This is a genomic window from Clostridium sp. CMCC3677, from assembly GCF_023845585.1.
Taxonomy (GTDB): Bacteria; Bacillota; Clostridia; order Clostridiales; family Clostridiaceae; genus Clostridium; species Clostridium aquiflavi.
In genome coordinates this window covers 39,269-60,963 of sequence record NZ_JAMQHS010000014.1, presented here as the reverse complement: position 1 = coordinate 60,963, position 21,695 = coordinate 39,269, and the positions used below count along the sequence as shown (strand labels likewise).

The 21,695-nt window shown below is 27.5% G+C and carries 22 protein-coding genes and 1 pseudogene; 2 read left to right on the top strand and 21 right to left on the bottom strand.

From position 1 onward, the window contains the following. Positions 1 to 60: 60 nt before the first annotated feature. From NG901_RS15095 to NG901_RS15000, 20 genes and pseudogenes are all read right to left on the bottom strand, one after another. The gene (locus tag NG901_RS15095; RefSeq protein ID WP_252216358.1) at positions 61 to 699 is read right to left on the bottom strand and encodes a YwmB family TATA-box binding protein; all 639 of its coding nucleotides are present in this window, start codon (positions 697 to 699) and stop codon (positions 61 to 63) included. Between the two features lie 157 nt (positions 700 to 856). Further along, entirely contained in the window at positions 857 to 1,261 is a 405-nt protein-coding gene (atpC, locus tag NG901_RS15090) for an ATP synthase F1 subunit epsilon (RefSeq protein WP_252216357.1), read from the bottom strand. Positions 1,262 to 1,274: 13 nt separating this feature from the next. Beyond that, the gene (gene atpD, locus NG901_RS15085) at positions 1,275 to 2,666 is read right to left on the bottom strand and encodes a F0F1 ATP synthase subunit beta (RefSeq protein ID WP_252216356.1); all 1,392 of its coding nucleotides are present in this window, start codon (positions 2,664 to 2,666) and stop codon (positions 1,275 to 1,277) included. Between the two features lie 15 nt (positions 2,667 to 2,681). Next, positions 2,682 to 3,533, bottom strand: coding sequence for an ATP synthase F1 subunit gamma (atpG, locus tag NG901_RS15080; protein WP_252216353.1), 852 nt, complete (start codon positions 3,531 to 3,533; stop codon positions 2,682 to 2,684). Positions 3,534 to 3,573: 40 nt separating this feature from the next. Then, a complete protein-coding gene (gene atpA, locus NG901_RS15075) occupies positions 3,574 to 5,088 on the bottom strand; it encodes a F0F1 ATP synthase subunit alpha (RefSeq protein ID WP_252216350.1) in 1,515 nt (504 codons plus the stop codon). Positions 5,089 to 5,098: 10 nt separating this feature from the next. Beyond that, the gene (locus NG901_RS15070) at positions 5,099 to 5,638 is read right to left on the bottom strand and encodes a F0F1 ATP synthase subunit delta (RefSeq protein ID WP_252216347.1); all 540 of its coding nucleotides are present in this window, start codon (positions 5,636 to 5,638) and stop codon (positions 5,099 to 5,101) included. A 2-nt stretch (positions 5,639 to 5,640) separates the two neighbouring features. After that, positions 5,641 to 6,120: a F0F1 ATP synthase subunit B gene (locus NG901_RS15065; RefSeq protein ID WP_252216345.1), complete on the bottom strand. Its 480-nt coding sequence runs from the start codon at positions 6,118 to 6,120 to the stop codon at positions 5,641 to 5,643. Positions 6,121 to 6,170: 50 nt separating this feature from the next. Next, positions 6,171 to 6,386: an ATP synthase F0 subunit C gene (gene atpE, locus NG901_RS15060; RefSeq protein ID WP_017353571.1), complete on the bottom strand. Its 216-nt coding sequence runs from the start codon at positions 6,384 to 6,386 to the stop codon at positions 6,171 to 6,173. A 32-nt stretch (positions 6,387 to 6,418) separates the two neighbouring features. Further along, a complete protein-coding gene (locus NG901_RS15055; protein ID WP_252216342.1) occupies positions 6,419 to 7,099 on the bottom strand; it encodes a F0F1 ATP synthase subunit A in 681 nt (226 codons plus the stop codon). Position 7,100: 1 nt separating this feature from the next. Continuing rightward, positions 7,101 to 7,466, bottom strand: coding sequence for a hypothetical protein (locus NG901_RS15050; protein ID WP_252216340.1), 366 nt, complete (start codon positions 7,464 to 7,466; stop codon positions 7,101 to 7,103). A 982-nt stretch (positions 7,467 to 8,448) separates the two neighbouring features. Then, entirely contained in the window at positions 8,449 to 9,630 is a 1,182-nt protein-coding gene (locus NG901_RS15045) for an acetyl-CoA C-acetyltransferase (RefSeq protein WP_252216336.1), read from the bottom strand. Positions 9,631 to 9,758: 128 nt separating this feature from the next. After that, positions 9,759 to 10,907 (bottom strand): non-hydrolyzing UDP-N-acetylglucosamine 2-epimerase, encoded by a 1,149-nt coding sequence (wecB, locus tag NG901_RS15040; RefSeq protein ID WP_252216334.1) that lies wholly within the window; start codon positions 10,905 to 10,907, stop codon positions 9,759 to 9,761. A gap of 127 nt (positions 10,908 to 11,034) precedes the next feature. Beyond that, positions 11,035 to 11,529: a dCMP deaminase family protein gene (locus tag NG901_RS15035; protein ID WP_252216331.1), complete on the bottom strand. Its 495-nt coding sequence runs from the start codon at positions 11,527 to 11,529 to the stop codon at positions 11,035 to 11,037. 111 nt (positions 11,530 to 11,640) lie between these two features. Next, complete coding sequence (gene upp / locus NG901_RS15030) at positions 11,641 to 12,270, bottom strand: uracil phosphoribosyltransferase (RefSeq protein WP_252216329.1); 630 nt, start codon at positions 12,268 to 12,270, stop codon at positions 11,641 to 11,643. Positions 12,271 to 12,315: 45 nt separating this feature from the next. Beyond that, positions 12,316 to 12,765: a ribose 5-phosphate isomerase B gene (gene rpiB, locus NG901_RS15025; protein WP_252216325.1), complete on the bottom strand. Its 450-nt coding sequence runs from the start codon at positions 12,763 to 12,765 to the stop codon at positions 12,316 to 12,318. A 123-nt stretch (positions 12,766 to 12,888) separates the two neighbouring features. Then, on the bottom strand, positions 12,889 to 13,938 hold the full coding sequence (locus NG901_RS15020; protein ID WP_252216324.1) for an L-threonylcarbamoyladenylate synthase: 1,050 nt from the start codon (positions 13,936 to 13,938) through the stop codon (positions 12,889 to 12,891). Between the two features lie 18 nt (positions 13,939 to 13,956). Then, positions 13,957 to 14,544: a hypothetical protein gene (locus tag NG901_RS15015; RefSeq protein WP_252216388.1), complete on the bottom strand. Its 588-nt coding sequence runs from the start codon at positions 14,542 to 14,544 to the stop codon at positions 13,957 to 13,959. Positions 14,545 to 14,625: 81 nt separating this feature from the next. Then, entirely contained in the window at positions 14,626 to 15,708 is a 1,083-nt protein-coding gene (gene prfA, locus NG901_RS15010; protein WP_252216321.1) for a peptide chain release factor 1, read from the bottom strand. 265 nt (positions 15,709 to 15,973) lie between these two features. Then, positions 15,974 to 17,738, bottom strand: a pseudogene (gene prmC, locus NG901_RS15005) (peptide chain release factor N(5)-glutamine methyltransferase). 29 nt (positions 17,739 to 17,767) lie between these two features. Continuing rightward, positions 17,768 to 18,355 (bottom strand): thymidine kinase, encoded by a 588-nt coding sequence (locus NG901_RS15000; protein WP_252216319.1) that lies wholly within the window; start codon positions 18,353 to 18,355, stop codon positions 17,768 to 17,770. Between the two features lie 177 nt (positions 18,356 to 18,532). Here NG901_RS15000 and rpmE point away from each other — a divergent pair, with 177 nt between their 5' ends. Together rpmE and NG901_RS14990 are read left to right on the top strand one after the other, a co-directional pair. Beyond that, positions 18,533 to 18,742 (top strand): 50S ribosomal protein L31, encoded by a 210-nt coding sequence (rpmE, locus tag NG901_RS14995; RefSeq protein WP_252216317.1) that lies wholly within the window; start codon positions 18,533 to 18,535, stop codon positions 18,740 to 18,742. Between the two features lie 139 nt (positions 18,743 to 18,881). Continuing rightward, positions 18,882 to 19,985, top strand: coding sequence for an MGDG synthase family glycosyltransferase (locus tag NG901_RS14990; RefSeq protein WP_252216316.1), 1,104 nt, complete (start codon positions 18,882 to 18,884; stop codon positions 19,983 to 19,985). Positions 19,986 to 20,032: 47 nt separating this feature from the next. Here NG901_RS14990 and rho read toward each other — a convergent pair whose 3' ends face one another. Next, positions 20,033 to 21,565 carry a transcription termination factor Rho gene (gene rho / locus NG901_RS14985; protein WP_252216315.1) on the bottom strand — a complete coding sequence of 511 codons (1,533 nt, stop codon included), beginning with the start codon at positions 21,563 to 21,565 and terminating at the stop codon, positions 20,033 to 20,035. Positions 21,566 to 21,695: the final 130 nt, after the last annotated feature.

Below are 21,695 nucleotides of genomic sequence, written 5' to 3'. Positions count from 1 at the left end.
TTATCCTCCATAATTAATTGTTAAACAACCAAAATAAATTGTATATTTATTTTGGTTGTACTAGTATGTTGTAAATATTATAGGTGTTCCAATAATTATATAAGATTTGTCATTATAGCTAACTAGTGCAAAATTCATCTTTTCACCTAATTTTGAAATCCCAGTTCCTGTATAACCATTGCTAATACTCAACATATTTAAATTCACAAGAGATATTAATTCACTAAAATCATTTAATGATTTATCATTATCTATTCTTCCTTTATAATATAAAAATATTTGCACATCTTCCACGTTGGTTTTTTTTATGTTCTCTACTAATTCCTCTAAATGTTTTGTATCATATTTAGAATTTGTATTTATTAAAGTTACTTCAACATATGTGTAGCTATCTTTTTCCCACAAATTAACACAAGCTTTAATATTTTCATTAGAAACATCAAAACTTCTATCATCAGCTTTAGTATATTTTCCTTTTAATTCATTAATTAAATATTTTTTTAAAAATATTTGTTCTACATTAATATTTTTTTTAGTTTTAAATTGTACTTTTAATCCGTTTTCTTCAAAATAACTTTCATTAACTATGCTATTTTCTAAAGTATAAAAAGATTCACTATTAATGTCCTTAGCTGAAATAGCTGCCATATTAAAAAATAAAAATAATATGAGCAAAAATAAACTATATTTAAACTTCATATTTATACCCCCTATTCATTTTTTAATTATGAACAGCTATTTAATTTTTTATTCCATTTATTTAGTTAAGTTTATAATATCAATATATAAATTTTTCGCTAATTTGTGCCAAATAAAAGCTAAAAAAAAGCTTAAGAGGATATTCCTCTCAAGCTTTTTAATTCATTTTTTTTAAGTTTATTCTCTCAATAGATTTTAATAATGCTAATTCTGCTCTTTCTTTATCGTATTTATTTCCTTCAAGTAATCTTTTTTCAGCTCTTTCTTTTGCTTTTTCTGCTCTATTTAAATCAATATCGTCAGAAAATTCAGCAGAATCACTAAAAATTGTCATTTCATTATTAAACATACTTGCGATTCCTTTAGAAACAAATAGCTTTTTATCTTTTCCTTCAGCATCTGTAAATTCTACAATAGATGATATCGTACTTGTTACCATATTAGCATGATTTGCTAATATCTCTAATCTTCCTATACTATTTCTTAAAAATATTCTTTTTATATTACCATTAAATACGTCTTTATCAGGGGTAACAATCTTTAATAAAAAGGTATCAGCCATACTAATCATCTCCCTATGCTAAACTTTTAGCTTTTTGTACAGCTTCATCAACTGAACCAATGAATAAGAATGCTGATTCTGGTAAATCATCATATTTACCTTCTAAAATTTCTTTAAACCCTCTTATTGTTTCTTTTACAGAAACATATTTTCCAGGCATTCCTGTAAATTGTTCACCTACTGTAAATGGTTGTGATAAAAATCTTTGTACTTTTCTTGCTCTAGAAACTACTGCCTTATCTTCATCAGATAATTCATCTACACCTAATATAGCTATGATATCTTGTAATTCCTTATATCTTTCAAGTATGTTCTTAATTTTTGTAGCCACATTATAATGTTCTTCACCAACAATTCTAGGATCTAATATTCTAGATGAAGATTCTAGTGGATCTACTGCTGGATATATTCCTAATTCAACTATACTTCTTGATAGAACTGTTGTTGCATCTAGATGTGAGAATGTTGTTGCTGGTGCTGGGTCTGTTAAGTCATCAGCAGGAACATAAACTGCTTGAACAGATGTTATAGAACCACTCTTAGTTGATGTAATTCTTTCTTGAAGTGCACCCATTTCAGTTGCTAATGTTGGTTGATAACCAACAGCTGATGGTATTCTTCCAAGTAATGCTGAAACTTCTGATCCAGCTTGAGTAAATCTAAATATGTTATCTATAAATAATAATACATCTTGACCTTTATCTCTAAAATATTCAGCCATAGTTAAACCTGTTAATGCAACTCTCATTCTAGCACCAGGTGGCTCATTCATTTGACCAAATACTAAGGCTGTTTTATTTATAACGCCTGAATCTTTCATTTCATGGTAAAGATCATTACCTTCTCTTGATCTTTCTCCAACTCCAGTAAATACTGATAATCCACCATGTTCTTTAGCTATATTGTTTATTAATTCTTGAATTAATACTGTTTTTCCAACTCCGGCTCCACCAAAAAGACCTATTTTTCCACCTCTTTGATATGGTGCAAGCAAATCTATAACCTTGATACCTGTTTCAAACATTTCTGGTTCAACGGCTTGATCTTTAAAGCTTGGTGCTGGTCTATGAATTTGATAAATCTCTTCAGCATCTACATCTCCTGCATTGTCAATAGGCTTTCCTAATACATTAAAAAGTCTTCCTAATACAGCTTCTCCTACTGGTACAGAAATAGCTTTTTCCGTATCAATTGCATCCATTCCTCTTTTTAATCCTTCAGTTGCTTCCATAGCAATTGTTCTTACTATATCATCACCAACATGTTGCTCAACTTCAGCAATTAGCGTTCTTTCTCCCATATCGATACTAATTGCATTGTATAAATTTGGAAGAGAATCTGAATCAAACTTTATATCAACTACTGGTCCAATTACTTGAACTACTTTTCCAATTTTACCAGGCATAAAAATACCTCCTTACTATTTTTGAGCTTCTGCTCCTCCAACTATTTCTGATATTTCTTGGGTAATAATTTGTTGTCTTATTCTGTTGTATTTTAGATTTAAATTATCTAATATATCATTTGCATTTTGAGTAGCTCCGTCCATTGCTGTCATTCTTGAACTTTGTTCACTACATTTAGCACTTAATAAAATATTTCTAAACTTACCTTTTAAATGAATATTTAATGCATTAATTAAAACTTCTTCATTATTAGGTTCAGTTATAAATTCTTCTGATACACTAGTAATTTTTTCTATTGGTAAAAGTTTTTCTGCTTTTGGTTCTTGTTTTACTGGAGAAACAAAATCTAAGTATGCAACATTAATTTCTGAAACTTCTCCATCTTTATACATTTTAAGAGCATTTTCAAAAACAATTTTAACTTCCTTTACTGTTGGTATATCTGGTATATCAACATAATCGGCTACTGTATCAAGACCTATTCTTTTTATATAACTTAAGCCTTTACTTCCAACAGTAATTACTTTTATGTTTTCTTTTTCATCTCTAATTAAACTATCTAAGTAAGATACTACAGTGTTATTATAACTACCACATAAGCCTGTATCTGATGATACTAAAATGTATAATTTATACTTACTTTTGTTAGATTTAAAATAAATATTATCATCATCTCCTGAAATAGTTGATGCAAGCTTTTCTATAATTTTTTTAGTTTCTTCAAAAAACTTTTTATTTGTCAATAATTCTTTTCTAGTTTTTCTTAACTTAGAAGTGGCAACAAGTCCCATAGCATTAGTTATTTTTCTTGTACTTTCTACTGACTTTATTCTTCGTTTAATTTCTATAAGTCCAGCTGAACCCATACTTTCTACCTCCTAAAGAAGGGCATAGCTTAAAACTAAGCTATGCTTCTTGTAAAAATATCTTTTTAAACTCAACTATCGCTACTTCTAATTTAGCTTTTATTTCATCTGTTAAAACTTTTTCTTCAGCAATTTGTTTTCCTAATTCTCTATAATGAGTATCTACATATTCTAACAATTCTTTTTCAAATTTCTTTATATGTTCTACTTTTATATCAGATAAGAAATCATTAACTGCTGTATATAATATAACAATTTGTTTTTCAACTTCTAAAGGTTTGTACTGATCTTGTTTTAATATTTCTACCAATCTCTTACCTTTTTCAAGTCTCTTTTTAGAATCTTTATCTAAATCTGATCCAAATTGAGCAAATGCTGCTAATTCTCTATATTGTGCAAGTTCTAGTCTTAATGTACCTGTTACTTGCTTCATTGCTTTAATTTGAGCATTACCACCAACTCTTGATACTGATATACCAGCATTAACAGCAGGTCTTTGTCCAGAATTGAATAAATCAGATTCTAAGAATATTTGACCATCTGTAATTGATATAACATTTGTTGGTATATATGCTGTTATGTCTCCAGCTAGAGTTTCTATTATAGGAAGAGCTGTTAGTGATCCTCCACCTTTTTCATCTGATAATTTAGCTGCTCTTTCAAGCAATCTTGAATGAATATAGAAAACATCTCCTGGATAAGCTTCTCTGCCTGGCGGTCTTCTAAGAAGTAATGACATTGTTCTATAAGCTACTGCGTGCTTAGATAAATCATCATAAACTATCAATACATCTTTTCCTTGATTCATGAAGTATTCACCAATACTACATCCTGCATATGGAGCAAGATATTGTAATGGAGCAGAATCTGCTGCTGTTGAACTTACTATTATACTATAATCCATAGCACCCATTTCAGTTAATGTATTAACTATATGTGCAACTGTAGATTGTTTTTGTCCAATAGCTACATAAATACATATTACATCTTTTCCTTTTTGATTTAATATAGTATCTATAACAAGTGCTGTTTTTCCTGTTTGTCTATCGCCTATTATAAGTTCTCTTTGACCTTTACCTATTGGTATCATTGAGTCAATAGCTTTAATTCCTGTTTGTAATGGTTCATTAACAGAACTTCTATCTATGATGCTAGGTGCTTTAACTTCTATAGGTCTAGTTTGATTTGTGTTTATTGGGCCTTTTCCATCAAGTTCTTCACCTAATGAATTAACAACTCTACCTATTAACGCTTCACCTACTGGAACTTCAACTATTTTTCCTGAACCTTTAACAATATCTCCTTCTTTTATACCTTCTTCATTTCCTAAAAGAACACATCCGACATTGTCTTGTTCTAGATTTAAAGCCATTCCATATACATCATTTGGAAATTCTAGTAATTCGCCTTCCATACAGTTATCTAATCCATAAACTCTTGAAACTCCATCTCCGACTTGAATTATAGTACCAGAATCTACTGTTTTTATTTGTTTTTCATATTTTTCTATCTCTTTTTTGATAATAGAAGTTATTTCTTCTGGCTTAATATTCATGGATTCACCTCTATTTCTGTTTAAGCATTAAATCTTTCATTTCTTCTATTTTAGATTTGACAGTATCATCTATTACATCATTACCAACTCTTACATAAACTCCACCTAATAAATTACGATCTACTTCAGTTTCAAATAAAATATTTTTATCATATTTCTTTTGAAAAATATTTCTTAAGTTATCAAGTTCATTTGATAAAAGTGGTATAGCTGTTTTTATAATACCTTTTAATGTATTTTTTCTTTCAAGATCTATCTTTTCCATCTCATTTAATTTTTCTCTAAGATAAAGTATTCTATCTTTTTCAATTAATATAAGAAGAAAAGAAAGTAACTCTTCATCAATCTTGTTTTTAAAAATACTAATAAATGTTTTCTTTTTTTTCTTTGTACTTATTTGAGGATGTTTTATTACTTCATGAAATTCATGATTATTTTCAATAATCTCACAAATTTCTCTTAAATCTTGTAAGTATTCATCCACTTTTCCTTTTTTTTCAGCAACTTGGTAAAGTGCTAATGCATATCGCCTATCTAAGTATTCATACATAGCTACATACCTACCTTAGTAATAAAATCGCTTATAAGTTCTCTATGTTTACTTTCATCTATGTTTTCTTCTAAAGCCTTAATTGAAAGTTCTATAGCTAAATCTACTGCTTGTTTTTTTATTTCATACTCAGCTTTTTCTTTTTCACGTTGTATATCAGTTTTAGCTCTTTCTAATAAAGATTTAGCTTCTTCATTAGCATCTTCTACTATTTCATCATATACTTTATTAGCTTTTACTTTTTGATTTTCGGTAATTTTTTTACCTTCTTCTTTAGCTGATTGCAATATTCTTTGATTTTCTAGTAGATACATTCTTGCTTTTTCTGAGTCTTCATCAACTTTTAATAATTGTTCATCAACAAAATCTTGTCTTTCATTAATTATACCTTTTATTTTGTCCCAGAAAAAATGCTTTAAAATAGCAACTAGAATACAAAAGTTAATTATTGTCATCAAAATTACTGAATAATTAGTTTCCATATCCTTATCTATATCCTCCCTTCGGAGTCAATATAATCAACTCATAAATATTATTTTGTTAATATCATAAATGCAATTATTAATCCATAAATAGCTGTTGCTTCTGCAAGTCCAGCTCCTATGATTAATGCAGTTTGAATTTTACTTGCTGCTTCTGGTTGTCTTGCAATTGCTTCTGTAGCCCTTCCTGTAGCTATACCAATTCCAATACCTGCCCCTAATCCTGTTAATACAGCAATACCTGCTCCGATAACTGCTAAATCCATCGTAATTCCTCCTTAAAATAAATAATTTTTCACTAATGTTCTGCTGTTGTTTTAATATTAATTATAGTTAACATAGTAAATACTAGCATTTGGATTGTTCCATCAAACAAATCAAAATATCCATGGACTATTATTGGTAAACCAATTTGAGCTACCATGCCTATATGTCCTAATGCTTTGTATACTAAATCAACTAAAATTGTCGCTGCTAACATGTTACCAAAAAGTCTGAGTGCTAAAGATACAGGTAACATAACTCTTTCCATAATATTTATAGGTAACATACCTATAAATGGATGTCCAAAACCTTTTAAATATTTGCCTAAGCCATTTCTCTTAATTGCAGTAAAATTAATAACTACAAATGTTGTAATTGCAAGACCAACAGTTACACTTAAGTTTTGTGTTGGCGGTTTTATACCAACTAATCCTGTAAAATTTAATAATAGTAAGTAAATTATCAATGTACCTACATAGGGTACAAACCCTACATAACTTTCTCCCATAGTATTACTAACAAGTGAAGTTACTGTTTCATAAAACTTTTCTAATGCAGCTTGTTTCTTATCTGGCTTTTGTTTTAAATTCCTTGTTAGTAAATATGCCGTTATTGCTACAGCTAGAATTATTATCCATTGAACTATTACTTCTGGAATAATATCTACTGGGAAATCTCCAATTTTAAAGGAAAATACAACCTTACTGGGTTCCACTTTAAACACTTCCTTTCTTACTGTTTATACAGTTAAATGTTAAAAATACATAATGTGAGATAAAGCCACACATATAACAAGAAATGTATTCTACATTTTTTATAAAAGGTAATGATGCTAAAATTACAATACCTATTTTTAATGGTACACTCATAGTTATGTATTTATTTTTATTACTATATCCTAAAAAACTTCTGGTAATATACACATTTATCGTAAAGTTAATTAAAGATACTATAATACCTGCTAAATATATACTTGCATCCTTAAAAGAAAAAAGGATACTTATAATTAAAGATACTAAAAGTCCACCCCTTAAATCTAATTTAATCATATCTTTAAGAAGTTTAATCGGCTCTCTATTCATAACTCTCTCCTCTTGACTTCAATATGAGATATTATATAACCATATCAATGTTTAATAAAATACTATTTATAGTAATAAATTGCTTTTTATTCTCGTAATATGTGTTTATCTTCTATTTCCTTTGGTATATGCAGGTAAATTTCTCATTTAATCAGATTATCTTTAAAAATAAAATAATCAGCATCAGTTCTTGCAATTATCAGAATATTCATTTTTTTGAATATTTTCTTTTTTTTTATGGTATCGTTTTCTGATGTTATTTTACATGAATATACAAGTTTTATTAAACTTTATTCAATTTTTTTGTTGGATTTTTTTGTAATTTTGTAAAACGTTGTCGTTTTTGTTTTTGTACTAATGAATATAAAAAATTTGCTTTATTCAATTTTTTTTTTAATATTCATTGATAAACCCAGTTACAGGCTTATAATCACTTTATTAAGTAGTATTTATAATTATTTAATTCAATATTGTTCTTTACATCTTGCATATATTCTTATTACATATACCATTAAATAGAGCAAAATTTGAAATTTGTAGGAATTCATTCATAACTATTATATTTATGTTATGTAATTTTATTACCTTTTATTATAATAAATTATAATAATTTATTATTACTGTATAAAAAAAACTACACTTATAAATTAACTTTTTATTTGTAAATTACAATCTTTAAATCTTATTTATTAATTTAATTAAAAATTAATAACTAGAATTTTAAAATTATGATTAAAATCCTTAATCTTTCTAAGATAATATGCTTTAAAATACTTATTAAGAACCTTTCATTTAACTTTCCAGTCTCAATTTTCAACTAAACATTTACCTTAACCTAGATTTTATAAACCTTTTAAACTTTAAAAAACGGTATTCTAAAAGTTATCCACAAATTCTTTAATAATATAAATTCCTAAAGAATAAAAAAATTGCTATGATTAATAATCATAGCAATTTTCTTAAGAGTAATTAGTACTACTAATTATAGTCTTTCAACTATAAGAGCAGTTCCCATTCCTCCACCTATACAAAGTGTTGCTAAACCTTTTTTAGCATCTCTTTTTTCCATTTCATGAAGTAATGTAACAAGAATTCTACCACCAGATGCTCCAACTGGATGTCCTAATGCGATAGCTCCTCCGTTAACATTAACTTTTTCCATATCGAATTTTAAATCTCTAGCAACTGCTAAACTTTGAGCTGCAAAAGCTTCATTAGCTTCGATTAAATCCATATCATCTATTGTTAAGTTAGCTTCTTCTAAAGCTTTCTTAGTTGCATGGAATGGTCCATATCCCATTATAGATGGATCTAATCCTTTTGATCCGTAAGAAAGTATTTTAGCTAATGGCTTAACTCCTAATTCTGCTGCTTTTTCAGCACTCATAACAACGAAAGCTGCTGCTCCATCATTTATTCCTGAAGCATTACCTGCTGTTACTGTTCCTTCTTTAATGAAGGCTGGTTTTAATTTAGCTAAAGATTCTTTAGTTGTTCCAAATCTTGGGAATTCATCAGTATCAAATACTTTTGGTTCTCCCTTTCTTTGTGGAATCATAACTGGAACTATTTCATCTTTAAATCTTCCAGTTTCAATTGCTTTTTGAGCTTTTTGTTGAGATGAAGCTGAGAAAGCATCTTGTTCTTCTCTAGTTAATCCCCATTGTTTTGCGATATTTTCAGCAGTAACACCCATATGATAGTTGTTAAATGCATCCCATAATCCATCTTTTATCATAGTATCTGTCATTTTAGCGTCGCCCATTCTTTGGCCCCATCTAGCACCTGGTAATACATATGGTGCTGCTGACATGTTTTCCATACCACCAGCAACTATAACATCAGCATCTCCTGCTTTTATCATTTGAGCTGCTAAACTAACTGCTCTTAATCCTGAACCACAAACTTTGTTGATTGTCATTGATGGAATTTCTACTGGTAATCCTGCTTTAACAGATGATTGTCTAGCTGGATTTTGTCCTAAACCAGCTTGTATAACATTACCCATTATAACTTCTTCAACAGCTTCTGGTTTAATACCAGCTCTGTTTACAGCTTCTTTAATTACAGTTGCTCCTAATTCTACTGCTGGAACAGTTTTTAATGATCCACCAAAGCTTCCAAGAGCTGTTCTTACTGCACTTACAATAACTACTTCTTTCATGTGTAAATCCTCCTAAAAATTATATATGTTTAATATCCTTATCGTTAAATTATTAACATAACATAATTATACATTTATTTTTTTTATTAATCAAGACTTTATTGTTAAATTTTAGACAAAGTTTATATTTATATTTTAAATTCTTCAACTTCTTTTTCACTTAACTCAAAATATCTCAATATAGAATCTACTATTCTAATTGAAGCAACACCATCTCCGTATGGATTTACTGCTTTACTCATACTACTATATGCATCAACATCATTTAATAATTTATTTGCTTCACTAACTATTTTTTCTACATCAGTACCAACTAGTTTAACTGTTCCATATTGTACTGCTTCTGGTCTTTCTGTAACATCTCTTAATACTAATACTGGTTTTCCTAAATGTGGTGCTTCTTCTTGTAATCCACCTGAATCAGTCATAACTAAATATGATTTATTCATTAAATTATGAGTTTCTTTAGTATCTAATGGTGGTAATAAATGAACTCTGTCTAAATTGCCTAATTTTTCAAACACTACATCTTTAACAATTGGATTCAAATGAACTAAATATACTAATTCAACATCTTCATTATTTAAAACGATTTGCTTTAATGAATCACAAATATTATTTATTCCTTCACCCCAATTTTCTCTTCTATGAGCCGTTACCATTATAACTTTTTTATTAAAATCTATTTTCTTTAATTCATCATTTTCAAATTCATAATTTTCCTCTACTGTATACTTCATAGCATCTATAACAGTGTTTCCAGTTATATAAATAATATCTTCTGAAACACCCTCTTTTAATAAATTCTCTTTAGAACTTTTTGTCGGTGCAAAATGTAAATCAGACAAGTTTCCTGTTAGCCTTCTATTCATTTCTTCAGGAAATGGGAAATATTTATTAAACGTTCTAAGTCCAGCTTCTACATGACCAACTTTTATTTGCTTATAAAATGCTGCTAATGCTCCTGCAAAAGTTGTTGTAGTATCTCCATGTACTAATATCATATCCGGCTTTTCTTGTTCAAATATTTCTTCTAATCCCTCTAATACTTTATTTGTTATTCCAGTTAAAGTTTGTCTTGTTTTCATTATATTTAAATCAAAGTCTGGTTTTATATTAAATAACTCTAAAACTTGATCCAACATTTCTCTGTGTTGAGCTGTAACGCACACCTTAGATTCTATTTCTTCTCTTTTTTTTAGCTCTTGAACTAATGGAGCCATTTTTATTGCTTCAGGTCTCGTTCCAAATATAGTTATAACTTTCTTTTTACTCATAGTATTTCCTCCAATCTGCGATAATAGATCTTACATACTTATTTTTTATATATAAAAATCTATTAATTCTTGTTAATATTTTTTGCATTATGTTTGTATATATTCTAAATTTAATCTATATAATTTTTTAATAACCAAAGTCCTCATTTATGTTTAATGAATCATCATTTTTTACCCAATCTTCTACATCTATTTTAATGTAATCTTCTTTATCCTTTCTTATAACAACATAAGAAATTCCGGCATTAATTATAAGTCTTTTACACATAGAACAAGAATTAGCATTTTCCACATATGCTCTTGTCTTAACATCTCTTCCTACTAGATATAATGTTGCTCCAATCATATCTCTTCGTGATGCACTAATTATAGCATTAGCTTCACTATGTACACTTCTACAAAGTTCATAATGTGTTCCTCTAGGGACTTGTAATTTTTCTCTTATGCAACTATTAATATCTATACAGTTCTTTCTTCCTCTTGGAGCTCCGGTATATCCTGTTGATATTATTTCATCATTTTTAACTATTATTGAGCCATAATTTCTTCTTAGGCATGTACCTCTTTCCAATACAGTTTCAGCAATATCTAAATAATAATTCTCTTTGATTGTTCTTTCCATTTTTAATTCTCCTAAAAATAACATTATTTATGTTAATTATAACAGATAAATTTAAAAGGAGTATCTTTAAAATTTTTATTTAAGATACTCCTTTTGTAATAATATAAAATATTATTTAGTTCCGAATAATCTGTCTCCGGCATCGCCTAATCCAGGAACTATATAACCTTTTTCATTTAATTTTTCATCTACAGAAGCTACATATATATCTACATCAGGATGTTTTTGTTGTACTAATTCTATTCCTTCTGGAGCTGAAATTAAACACATTAGTTTTAAATTCTTAGCCCCTTTTTCTTTTAACATAGTTAATGCATCTGCTGCTGAACCACCTGTAGCAAGCATTGGATCTACAACTATAACATCTCTTTCTTCTATATCTTTTGGAAGCTTACAAAAATATTCTACTGGTTGTAATGTTTCTTCATCTCTATATAATCCTATATGACCGATTTTAGCAGCTGGTATTAAACTAAGAACACCATCAACCATTCCAAGACCTGCTCTTAAAATAGGCACTATAGCCATTTTCTTTCCAGAAACAACTCTACATTTTGTTTTACAAACAGGAGTCTCAATTTCTACTTCATCCATATTTATATCTCTTGTTGCTTCATAAGTTAGTAACATTGAGATTTCTTTTACTAATTCCTTAAAATCCTTTGATCCTGTATCCTTACTTCTTACCATCGAAAGCTTATGTAGCACTAATGGATGATTAACTTCAATTACTTTACTCATATTTATCCCTCCAAAATTAAATGTTTAAATATATTAAATTTAATATTATTTACTGTGTTTAGCTTCTATTTCACTAATCTTATCTATTCTCTTTTGATGTCTATCACCTTCAAACTTAGATGATATAAAAGTTTTTACTATGTCTAAAGCAAGACCAGTTCCAACAACCCTTTGACCTAATGTTAATATATTTGCATTATTATGTTGTCTTGTTGCATGTGCACTAAAAGTATCTGAACATAATGCAGCTCTTATACCTGCAACCTTATTAGCAGCAATTCCTATACCTATTCCTGTACCACAAACTAATATTCCAAGTTCGAATTCCTTAGCTACAACAGCTTCTGCTACTGGTAATGCTATATCTGGATAATCGCAAGATTCTGTTGAATGTGTACCAAAATCTTTAACTTCATGTCCTTCACTTTCTAGAAATTTTATAATTTCTTGTTTTAATTCAAATCCACCATGATCGCATCCGATTGCTAATTTCATAATCAAAACCTCCATACTATAATATATCTATTCATAAAAAAAGAAGAAAAAGCAGATTATTAAACTTTATCTTCCTCTTATTTTAAGCAATAATCAAAATCTTATTTATATATTCTTGTAAAATTATACTTCTATAATATCAAATCCAGCGGCTTTATTTAGTCTATTCATAATAGCTATTCCTACACCTTTTTCTTCATAAGCCTCTGCTAATATTACATCTGCACCTAAATCATCGCATTTTCTTAATGATTCAAATAAATTTTGTGCAACCATAAGTAAATTTTCTCTACTGCCTAGTACTACTTTGATTCCTTTATTATATTCTTTTTCATTTTCTTGTATTGTAAGTATACACACCTTTTTATTATTATCTATATAATAATCTACCATTTCTTTCATTTTTTCAATAGTTTTTTTTCTTTCACCTGAAATTATCTTAACTTTAGCTTTAGGTGCATAGTGTCTATATTTCATTCCTGGTGCTTTTGGTTTTAAATCACCAGTACTCTTTTTCATTATAGCTCCATCTATTTCTATTTTATTATCTATCTGTTTTAACATTTCTAAAGTTATTCCACCTGGTCTTAATACTAATGGTGGATTAACTGTACAATCTAATATTGTTGATTCTAATCCTATATCACTTTTATTTCCACCGACTATACAGTCTACTCTACCTGACAAATCTTCTATGCATCTTTCTACATCTGTCGGGCTAGGTCTTCCACTTATATTAGCAGATGGTGCTGCAATAACCGTATTAGACATCTCTATTAATTTTAATGCTATTTCATTATTAGGCATTCTTATTCCTATAGTATCTAAATTTGCACTAGTCATATTAGGAATTATAGACTTCTTCTTTAAAATTAATGTTAATGGACCTGGCCAATATTTGTCTATTAATTTTTGAGCTATTTCTGGTATATCTTCAACTAAATTTTCTATATTTTTTGATGCAACATGAACAATTAAAGGATTATCTTGAGGTCTTCCTTTAGCTATAAAAATTTTTTTAACAGCATCTTCATTTAACGCATCAGAACCTAATCCATATACAGTTTCTGTTGGAAAAGCAACTATGCCACCATTTTTTATTATTTGTGCTGCTTCTTTCATTTTTTCTTCATCATCAATAATATTATTAATTTTTATAATATTGGTATTCAAAATATGTGCCTTCTTTCTTTAAACTATTGTTTGTCCTCGTGCAATCTTTATATTTTGTATACTATAATCAGTATATATAGCTTTAACACAATTTCTATATATGCAGTCTAATAATAAATACTTCTTTAATCCGCCTTTTCTTACTATTTGAAAATAATAGGTTTTATTTGGATTTTTCTCCTGTATCTTATCATATTCCTTTTTTATTTTAGGATGTCTTTTAAGAAAATTAGCATCTACAGTTCTCAATAGACTATTTTTAAATGAGACACTTGTAATAATAATTATTTCCATATCATAATCCGATTTATTAGTATGTACTAAAACAACTTTGTCACATAATATTAACGATGTTGTTGTTAATATTCCTGTTTTAAACGTTAGACGATTATTATTACATCTGTATTCTACCTTATATCCATTTAATTTAATAAGTATAGAAATTACTATTAAAAATTCAATAAAGGTTAAATATATTAAATAAAATACATTTAAAAGATTAGTTATTAATAAAACTGCCGGTAGTGTAGTTGCTAATATTATCATAAATATTATAAATCTTTTTAAAGATGATTTTTCTTTCTTTATAGCAGTATAAATATCTATAACATCACCCCCTATTATTTAAAAGCCTCACATTCTAAAATGTAAGGCTATTAAATAATGTCTGACATTTAAAGCAATGTCTTACATTTCACTATTTCCCATTTTTTGCATTTTTTCTGCTTGATCTGCAGTTATTAATGCATTTATCATTTCTTGAACATCCCCATCTAAGAATGAATCTAATTTATATAATGTTAATCCTATTCTATGGTCAGTAATTCTTCCTTGTGGATAGTTATATGTTCTTATTCTTTCACTTCTATCACCAGTTCCTACTTGGCTCTTTCTATCTGCAGCTATTCCATCTGCTCTTTCTTGTTCTGCTTTTTCAAATAATCTTGATCTAAGAACTTTCATAGCTTTTTCTTTGTTTTTTAATTGAGATTTTTCATCTTGACATGATACAACAAGACCACTAGGTAAATGTGTTATTCTTACAGCTGAGTCTGTAGTATTAACGCATTGTCCACCATGACCAGAAGCTCTAAATACATCTATTCTAACATCTTTGTCTGCTATTTCTATTTCAACATCATCAACTTCTGGTAATACTGCTACTGTTACAGTTGAAGTATGTATTCTTCCACTAGATTCTGTATCTGGAACTCTTTGAACTCTATGTACTCCACTTTCATACTTTAATTTTGAGTATGCTCCATTTCCTTTAATCATAAAGACAACTTCTTTAAAACCACCAATATCAGTTTCATTTAAACTCATTATTTCTGTAGACCATCTTTGTCTTTCAGCGTATCTTGTATACATTCTAAATAAATTGTATGCAAATAAAGCAGCTTCTTCTCCACCTGCTCCACCTCTTATTTCAACAAAAACGTTCTTATCGTCATTTGGATCTTTAGGAAGTAATAATATTTGAATTTCTTTTTCTAATTCTACTTCTCTTTGAGATAAAGATGATATTTCTTCATTAAGCATTTCTTTCATTTCTTTATCGCTTTCTTCGTTTAGCATATCTTTATTAACTTCTAAATCTTCAATTACTTGTTTGTATTCTTTATATGCATTAACAATGATTTCTAGGTCAGATTGTTCTTTGCATAATTTTCTCCATTCATTTTGATTTTGCATAATTGATGGATCACTAATTTTAACTGATAGTTCATCATACTTATTTTCTATAAAGGCTAATTTATCTAATAACATTTAATCACTCCGTAATTCATTTTTACACATATCATATATAAAATATTTTTAATAATATATTTTAATTTCACTTCAAAAATTTCGTTAAATATGGTCTTATTAAATGAAATATTATTTCCTTAAATTCAAGACCACTTAGTATTATAGCATATTTTTAAACTCTTAATCAATAATCAGGTATATATAGAATGTATTCTTTAGTTAATTAAATTTATTATACCCTCTTATATAAAAATAAATTTATAATAATTTTACATTTAAGTTCTTATTTATAATATTTTCCTAGTACTACTCTATCTAATCCTGCTAAATCTTTTATTATTTTTACTTCAATAAAATTCTTTTCTTCCATTAATCCTTTTACATCAGTACCTTGATTATAACCTATTTCAAATGCTAATATTCCGCTTTTATTTAAAACACTTATACTTTCATTTATTATTCTTTTATAAAAATCTAATCCATCTTTTCCACCACTCAAAGCTGTGTGTGGTTCATAATTTTTAACATCTTCCATTAAATCATTTATTTCGCATTCTTCTATATATGGGGGATTAGAAACTATAATATCATATATCTTTGCTTCATTTATGCTTTTATTCAGTAGGTCACTCTTTATAAAACTTGCTCTATCTGAAACATTAAATTTTTCTATATTAATTAATGTAACTTTTTCTGGACTTTCATAATAATCAATTAAATCTACATTAATATCTTTTCTTAAATTAGCTAAAGCTACTCCTATGACACCTGAACCACAGCATAAATCACATATATTTTTGCTATTATTTTCATCTATATATTTTAAAACTTCCTCAACCAATATTTCTGTATCTGCTCTTGGAATAAGTACTCCTGGTTCTACATAAAAATTCATATTCATAAATTCACATTCATTTAATATATATTTAACTGGCATTTTTTCTTTTCTCTTATTAACAAGTTCCATATATATTTTTTCATTTGTTTCATCTATTTTTTCTTCTCTATGCGTTATTAAATATATCTTTTCTTTATTTAATACTTTACCTAATAATAATTCTGCATCTAATCTTGAAGTACTAATTCCACATTCCTTCAAAATAGCAGTTCCTACATTTAATAACTCACCTATATTTTTATTATTCATCATCTTCAATACCTTCCGCTGCTTTAAGTGATGCAATTGCAACTTCTATCTGAGAATCATCTGGCTCCTTTGTAGTTAAGTATTGTAATTTTAATCCTGGCCATGCAATTGCTTTTGCCAAAGAATTGTTATTCTTTCCTAACCATTTTATCAATTCATAAGTAATACCTGTAATTACAGGTATTAATACAATTCTTAATATCAATCTTTCGGTGATACTTCCCCATCCTGTAAAAGAAAATACAATTATACTAACAAACATTATTAAAAATAAAAAATTTGTTCCACATCTAGGATGAAATCTACTACACTTTTTAACATTTTCCACAGTTAACTTATCCTCATGTTCATAACAAAATATAGTTTTATGCTCTGCTCCATGATATTCTAGAACTCTATATATATCGTCTAATTTACTTATAATAAACATATAGCCTATAAGTATAATTATTCTAATAATAGCTTCTATAAAATTTAACAAAACATTAGATATAGTAAAATTTTTAAACAAAGCTGCTATACTAGTTGGCAATAATACAAAAAGAGCTATAGATATCATAAATGAAAATATTAAAGTCATAGCCATGATTAAATCATTTGATTTATCTCCTAATTTTTTATTAATCCATTTTTCAAATTTTGAAGGTTCCTCATCTTCATCAAAAAACGATGCAGAGTAATTTAATGAATTCATTCCAACTTTTAATGAATCAATTAATACAAAAAAACCTCTTAAAAAAGGAATATTTAAAAATTTATATTTTTTAGTTATTGATTCTGTTTTATCCATCTTTATTTCTATATTTCCTCTTGAAGTTCTAACAGCTGTAGCTAAACCTCTGGTACCTCTCATCATGACACCTTCAATAACTGCTTGACCTCCGACATCGCATCTTTTCATATCTCTTCTCCCCAATTATCATTTATTTTTCAATTAATCTTTTTATATTTGTAATAACATTCACCACATAAAGATTCATAATGAACATCATTTTCTTCATCTATTGCCACTTGTTGTCCTTGAAATACAAATTTATCATTAATTTTTCTACCATTTAATATAGCTTTTTTTCCACACGCACATATTGTCTTCATTTCTTCAATGCTATGTGCTAATAATAATAATCTTGTACTACCTTCAAATCCATTCATTTTAAAATCCGTTCTTAATCCATAACATATAATAGGAATATCTAATGTAACAGCAATCTTAAATAACTGATCTATTTGATTTGATTTCATAAATTGTACTTCGTCAACTAATAGACAATCAATTTTTGATTTTTGATTTATATATTCTGATACTAAATCAAAAATATTATCTTTTTCTGAAATCATAATATCTACTTTTTTTTCCACACCAAGTCTAGATACTATTTTATCTCCACCTTTATTATCAACAGATGGCTTTATAATAACTACATTCATTCCCCGTTCTTCATAATTATACGCCACTTGCATTAAATGAGTAGATTTTCCAGAATTCATTGCTCCATACCTAAAATATAATTTGCTCATGCTTAAATACTCCTCTTCTTTTAATTATCTTAATCGATTATAACATTTAATACATATGTAAAAAAGAGCTTTTTACTACCATAAATTTGTATTGACCGTCATATTACGCTATGATATAATTTAATAGCTATTTAATAATAGTAATAATAAGTTAACTTATTGGAAGAGGTGAAAAATATGAAACAAGGCATACATCCAGAATACCACACAGACGCAGTGGTTAAGTGTGCATGTGGAAACACTTTTACAACTGGTTCTGTTAAAGAAGAACTTAAAGTTGAAATATGCTCTAAATGCCACCCATTCTTCACTGGTAAGCAAAAGATCGTTGACGTTGGCGGTAGAGTTGAAAAATTCAACAAAAGATTCAATCTTGATACTAAATAGAACGTTGAGGGAAAGACTTAGTCTTTCCCATTTTCTTTTTATGCATATATAATTAAAAGCTCTATAAAATAATATTTAAAAATTATGTTAAACATGATAAACTACTTGTATGTAATTTAGTAGAAATGAGTGGAATTTAATGAAAAAAGTTTTAATTTTAACAACTTCTACGGGGCAAGGTCATAATCAAGCTGCTGATTCTATATCAGCAACATTTAAAAGCTCTGGATATGAAACTGTTAAATATGATTTCTTATATAAAGGTAGTAAATTTTTAAGTGATTTAATTGTAAAAGGATATGAAATTCTAGCTTGTAAGCTTCCATATTTTTATGGATTATTTTATAAGTTAACAGACACCAAATTTACTAATAAATTATTAAAAATAGTTTTTTTCTTTACTAAAAAGAAGTTATTTAAATTAATAAATGATACTAAACCAGACATAATAGTGGCTACTCATGCATTATCTATAAATATAGTAACAGCATTTAAAAAACAAGGATTGAATATTCCTTATATATTAATAGTTACAGATTTTAAGGCACACTATACTTATATAAGTGATTCTGTAGATGCTTATATTACTGGAAGCAACTACACAAAACACTCTTTAATAAATAAAGGAATAAATCCAGATATAATATATCCTATTGGTATTCCTATTAAGAAGATTTTTTATAATAAAAATAGTTCTCTTAAAAATTTAAATGATGAATATTTTAATTTATTATTAATGAGCGGAAGTCTTGGATTAAATACAATTTCATTAGTTTTAAAAGAATTATTAAAAAATCCTCATAAATTAAGAATAACAGTAGTTTGTGGAAAAAATAAAAAATTAGAAAAATCATTATATGATTATTGTTCTAATAATTCTTATAACAATAAAAAACTACATATTTTAGGATTTACAAAAGATATTCCTACATTAATGGATTATTGCGATATAATAATTTCAAAACCTGGCGGATTAACCGTAACTGAATCTATTGTGAAAAATATTCCTTTAATAATTCCTTTTGCAATTCCTGGTCAAGAGATGGAAAATACAGATTTTTTAGTTAAATCCGGTTACTCTCTTTACGTAAAAGATTTAACTCAATTAAATAATACTGTAAATCATTTAATTGATAATCCTATAGAATTGCAAAATTTAAAAAATAAATTAATGCTACAGTCATCTAACTATAGTGTAGATGAAATTGTAAATATAGCTGAAAATTTAACAAATAAAAAATAAGTAGAATTTTAAAACTTCTACTTATTTTTTACTTAATACATTATTTTTTATCTGTTATTCTGCTTTCTTTTTTCAAACTCTACTTTCTTAAATACATTTATAAACTCTTTATTATCTGCAGTTTTAGATAACATACCTATAAGATTTTCTGTTACATCTTCTATGTTTCCATCTCTATACATAACTTTTCTTATTGTATATGCTACTTCTTGTTCTTCTTTAGAGAATATTAGATCTTCTTTTCTAGTTCCTGATTTATAAATATCAATTGCAGGGAATATTCTTCTCTCTTGTAATTTTCTATCAAGATGAACTTCCATATTTCCTGTTCCCTTGAATTCTTCAAATATCATATCATCCATTCTAGATCCTGTATCTACAAGAGCTGTTGCTAAAATGGTTAAACTTCCACCCTCTTCAATATTTCTTGCAGCTCCAAAGAACTTTTTAGGCATTATTAATGCTCCTGGATCTAATCCACCTGATAAAGTTCTGCCTGTTGGTGTTATAGTTAGGTTGTACGCTCTTGATAATCTAGTTATACTATCCATAAGTATCACAACATCTTTACCTTGTTCAACCATTCTTTTAGCTCTTTCTAATACTATTCTTGACACTTTAGCATGATTTTGAGGCTCTTCATCAAATGTTGAATATATTACTTCTCCATTTATAGATCTCTTCATATCTGTAACTTCTTCCGGTCTTTCATCGATAAGAAGAACTATTAGCTTTATATCAGGATAATTTGTAGATATATTTTGTGCTACTTTTTTTAATAAAGTTGTTTTTCCCGCTTTAGGTGGGGCCACTATAATTCCTCTTTGCCCTTTACCTATAGGGCAGATTATATCCATAAGCCTTGATGATAAATCCTTTTCATCAGAAGTCTCAAGTCTTAATCTTTCTTTAGGGTAAATTGGTGTTAATGTTTCAAAATATTTTCTTCCTATTGCCTTTTCAGGATGTTCACCATTTACCTTTTCAACAAATAAAAGAGCTTTAAATTTTTCTCCTTCTTTTGCTTCTCTTACTTTACCTTGTACTTCATCACCTGTTCTTAAATTAAATCTTCTAATTTGAGAAGGTGAAACATAAATATCTTCACTACTAGTTAAATAATTTTTACATCTTAAAAAACCAAAATTATTATTTTCTAGTATCTCTAAAATCCCCTTAGCACTGTTAGATTCGCTTATCATGTTATTTAATTTTTCTTGTTTTAATGCTGGATTTTCCTCATTACTTTTGATACCAGTCTTATTATCTGTATTATTATTAAAACTATTACTATTATTATTAAAATTACTATTATTACTACTATTATTTGAAGCATTATTAGTAAAAGTAGTGTTATTATTAGTAACATTATTACTAATAAACTTATTATCATTTCTTACTTTTGAAGATATTTTTTCTCTTAAAATAACACCTTCTTTTTCTACTGTATTAGGTGATTTTTTTAATATTTCATCTATCAGTTCATTCTTTTTATATTTTGATATATTCTTTATTTCTAATTTTTTTGCAACATCCTTTAATTCAACTAAAGTCATGCTTTCATATACTTGCTTTGTCAAGCCAGCACCTCCAATTTTAAATTAACAAATAAATTATTGCGATAAAAATCATAATAATTTTATTCATTAGCTTCTTATAAACTAATTTAAATTTCTCATTAATAAAAATGCATACTTAAAATTTTATTAT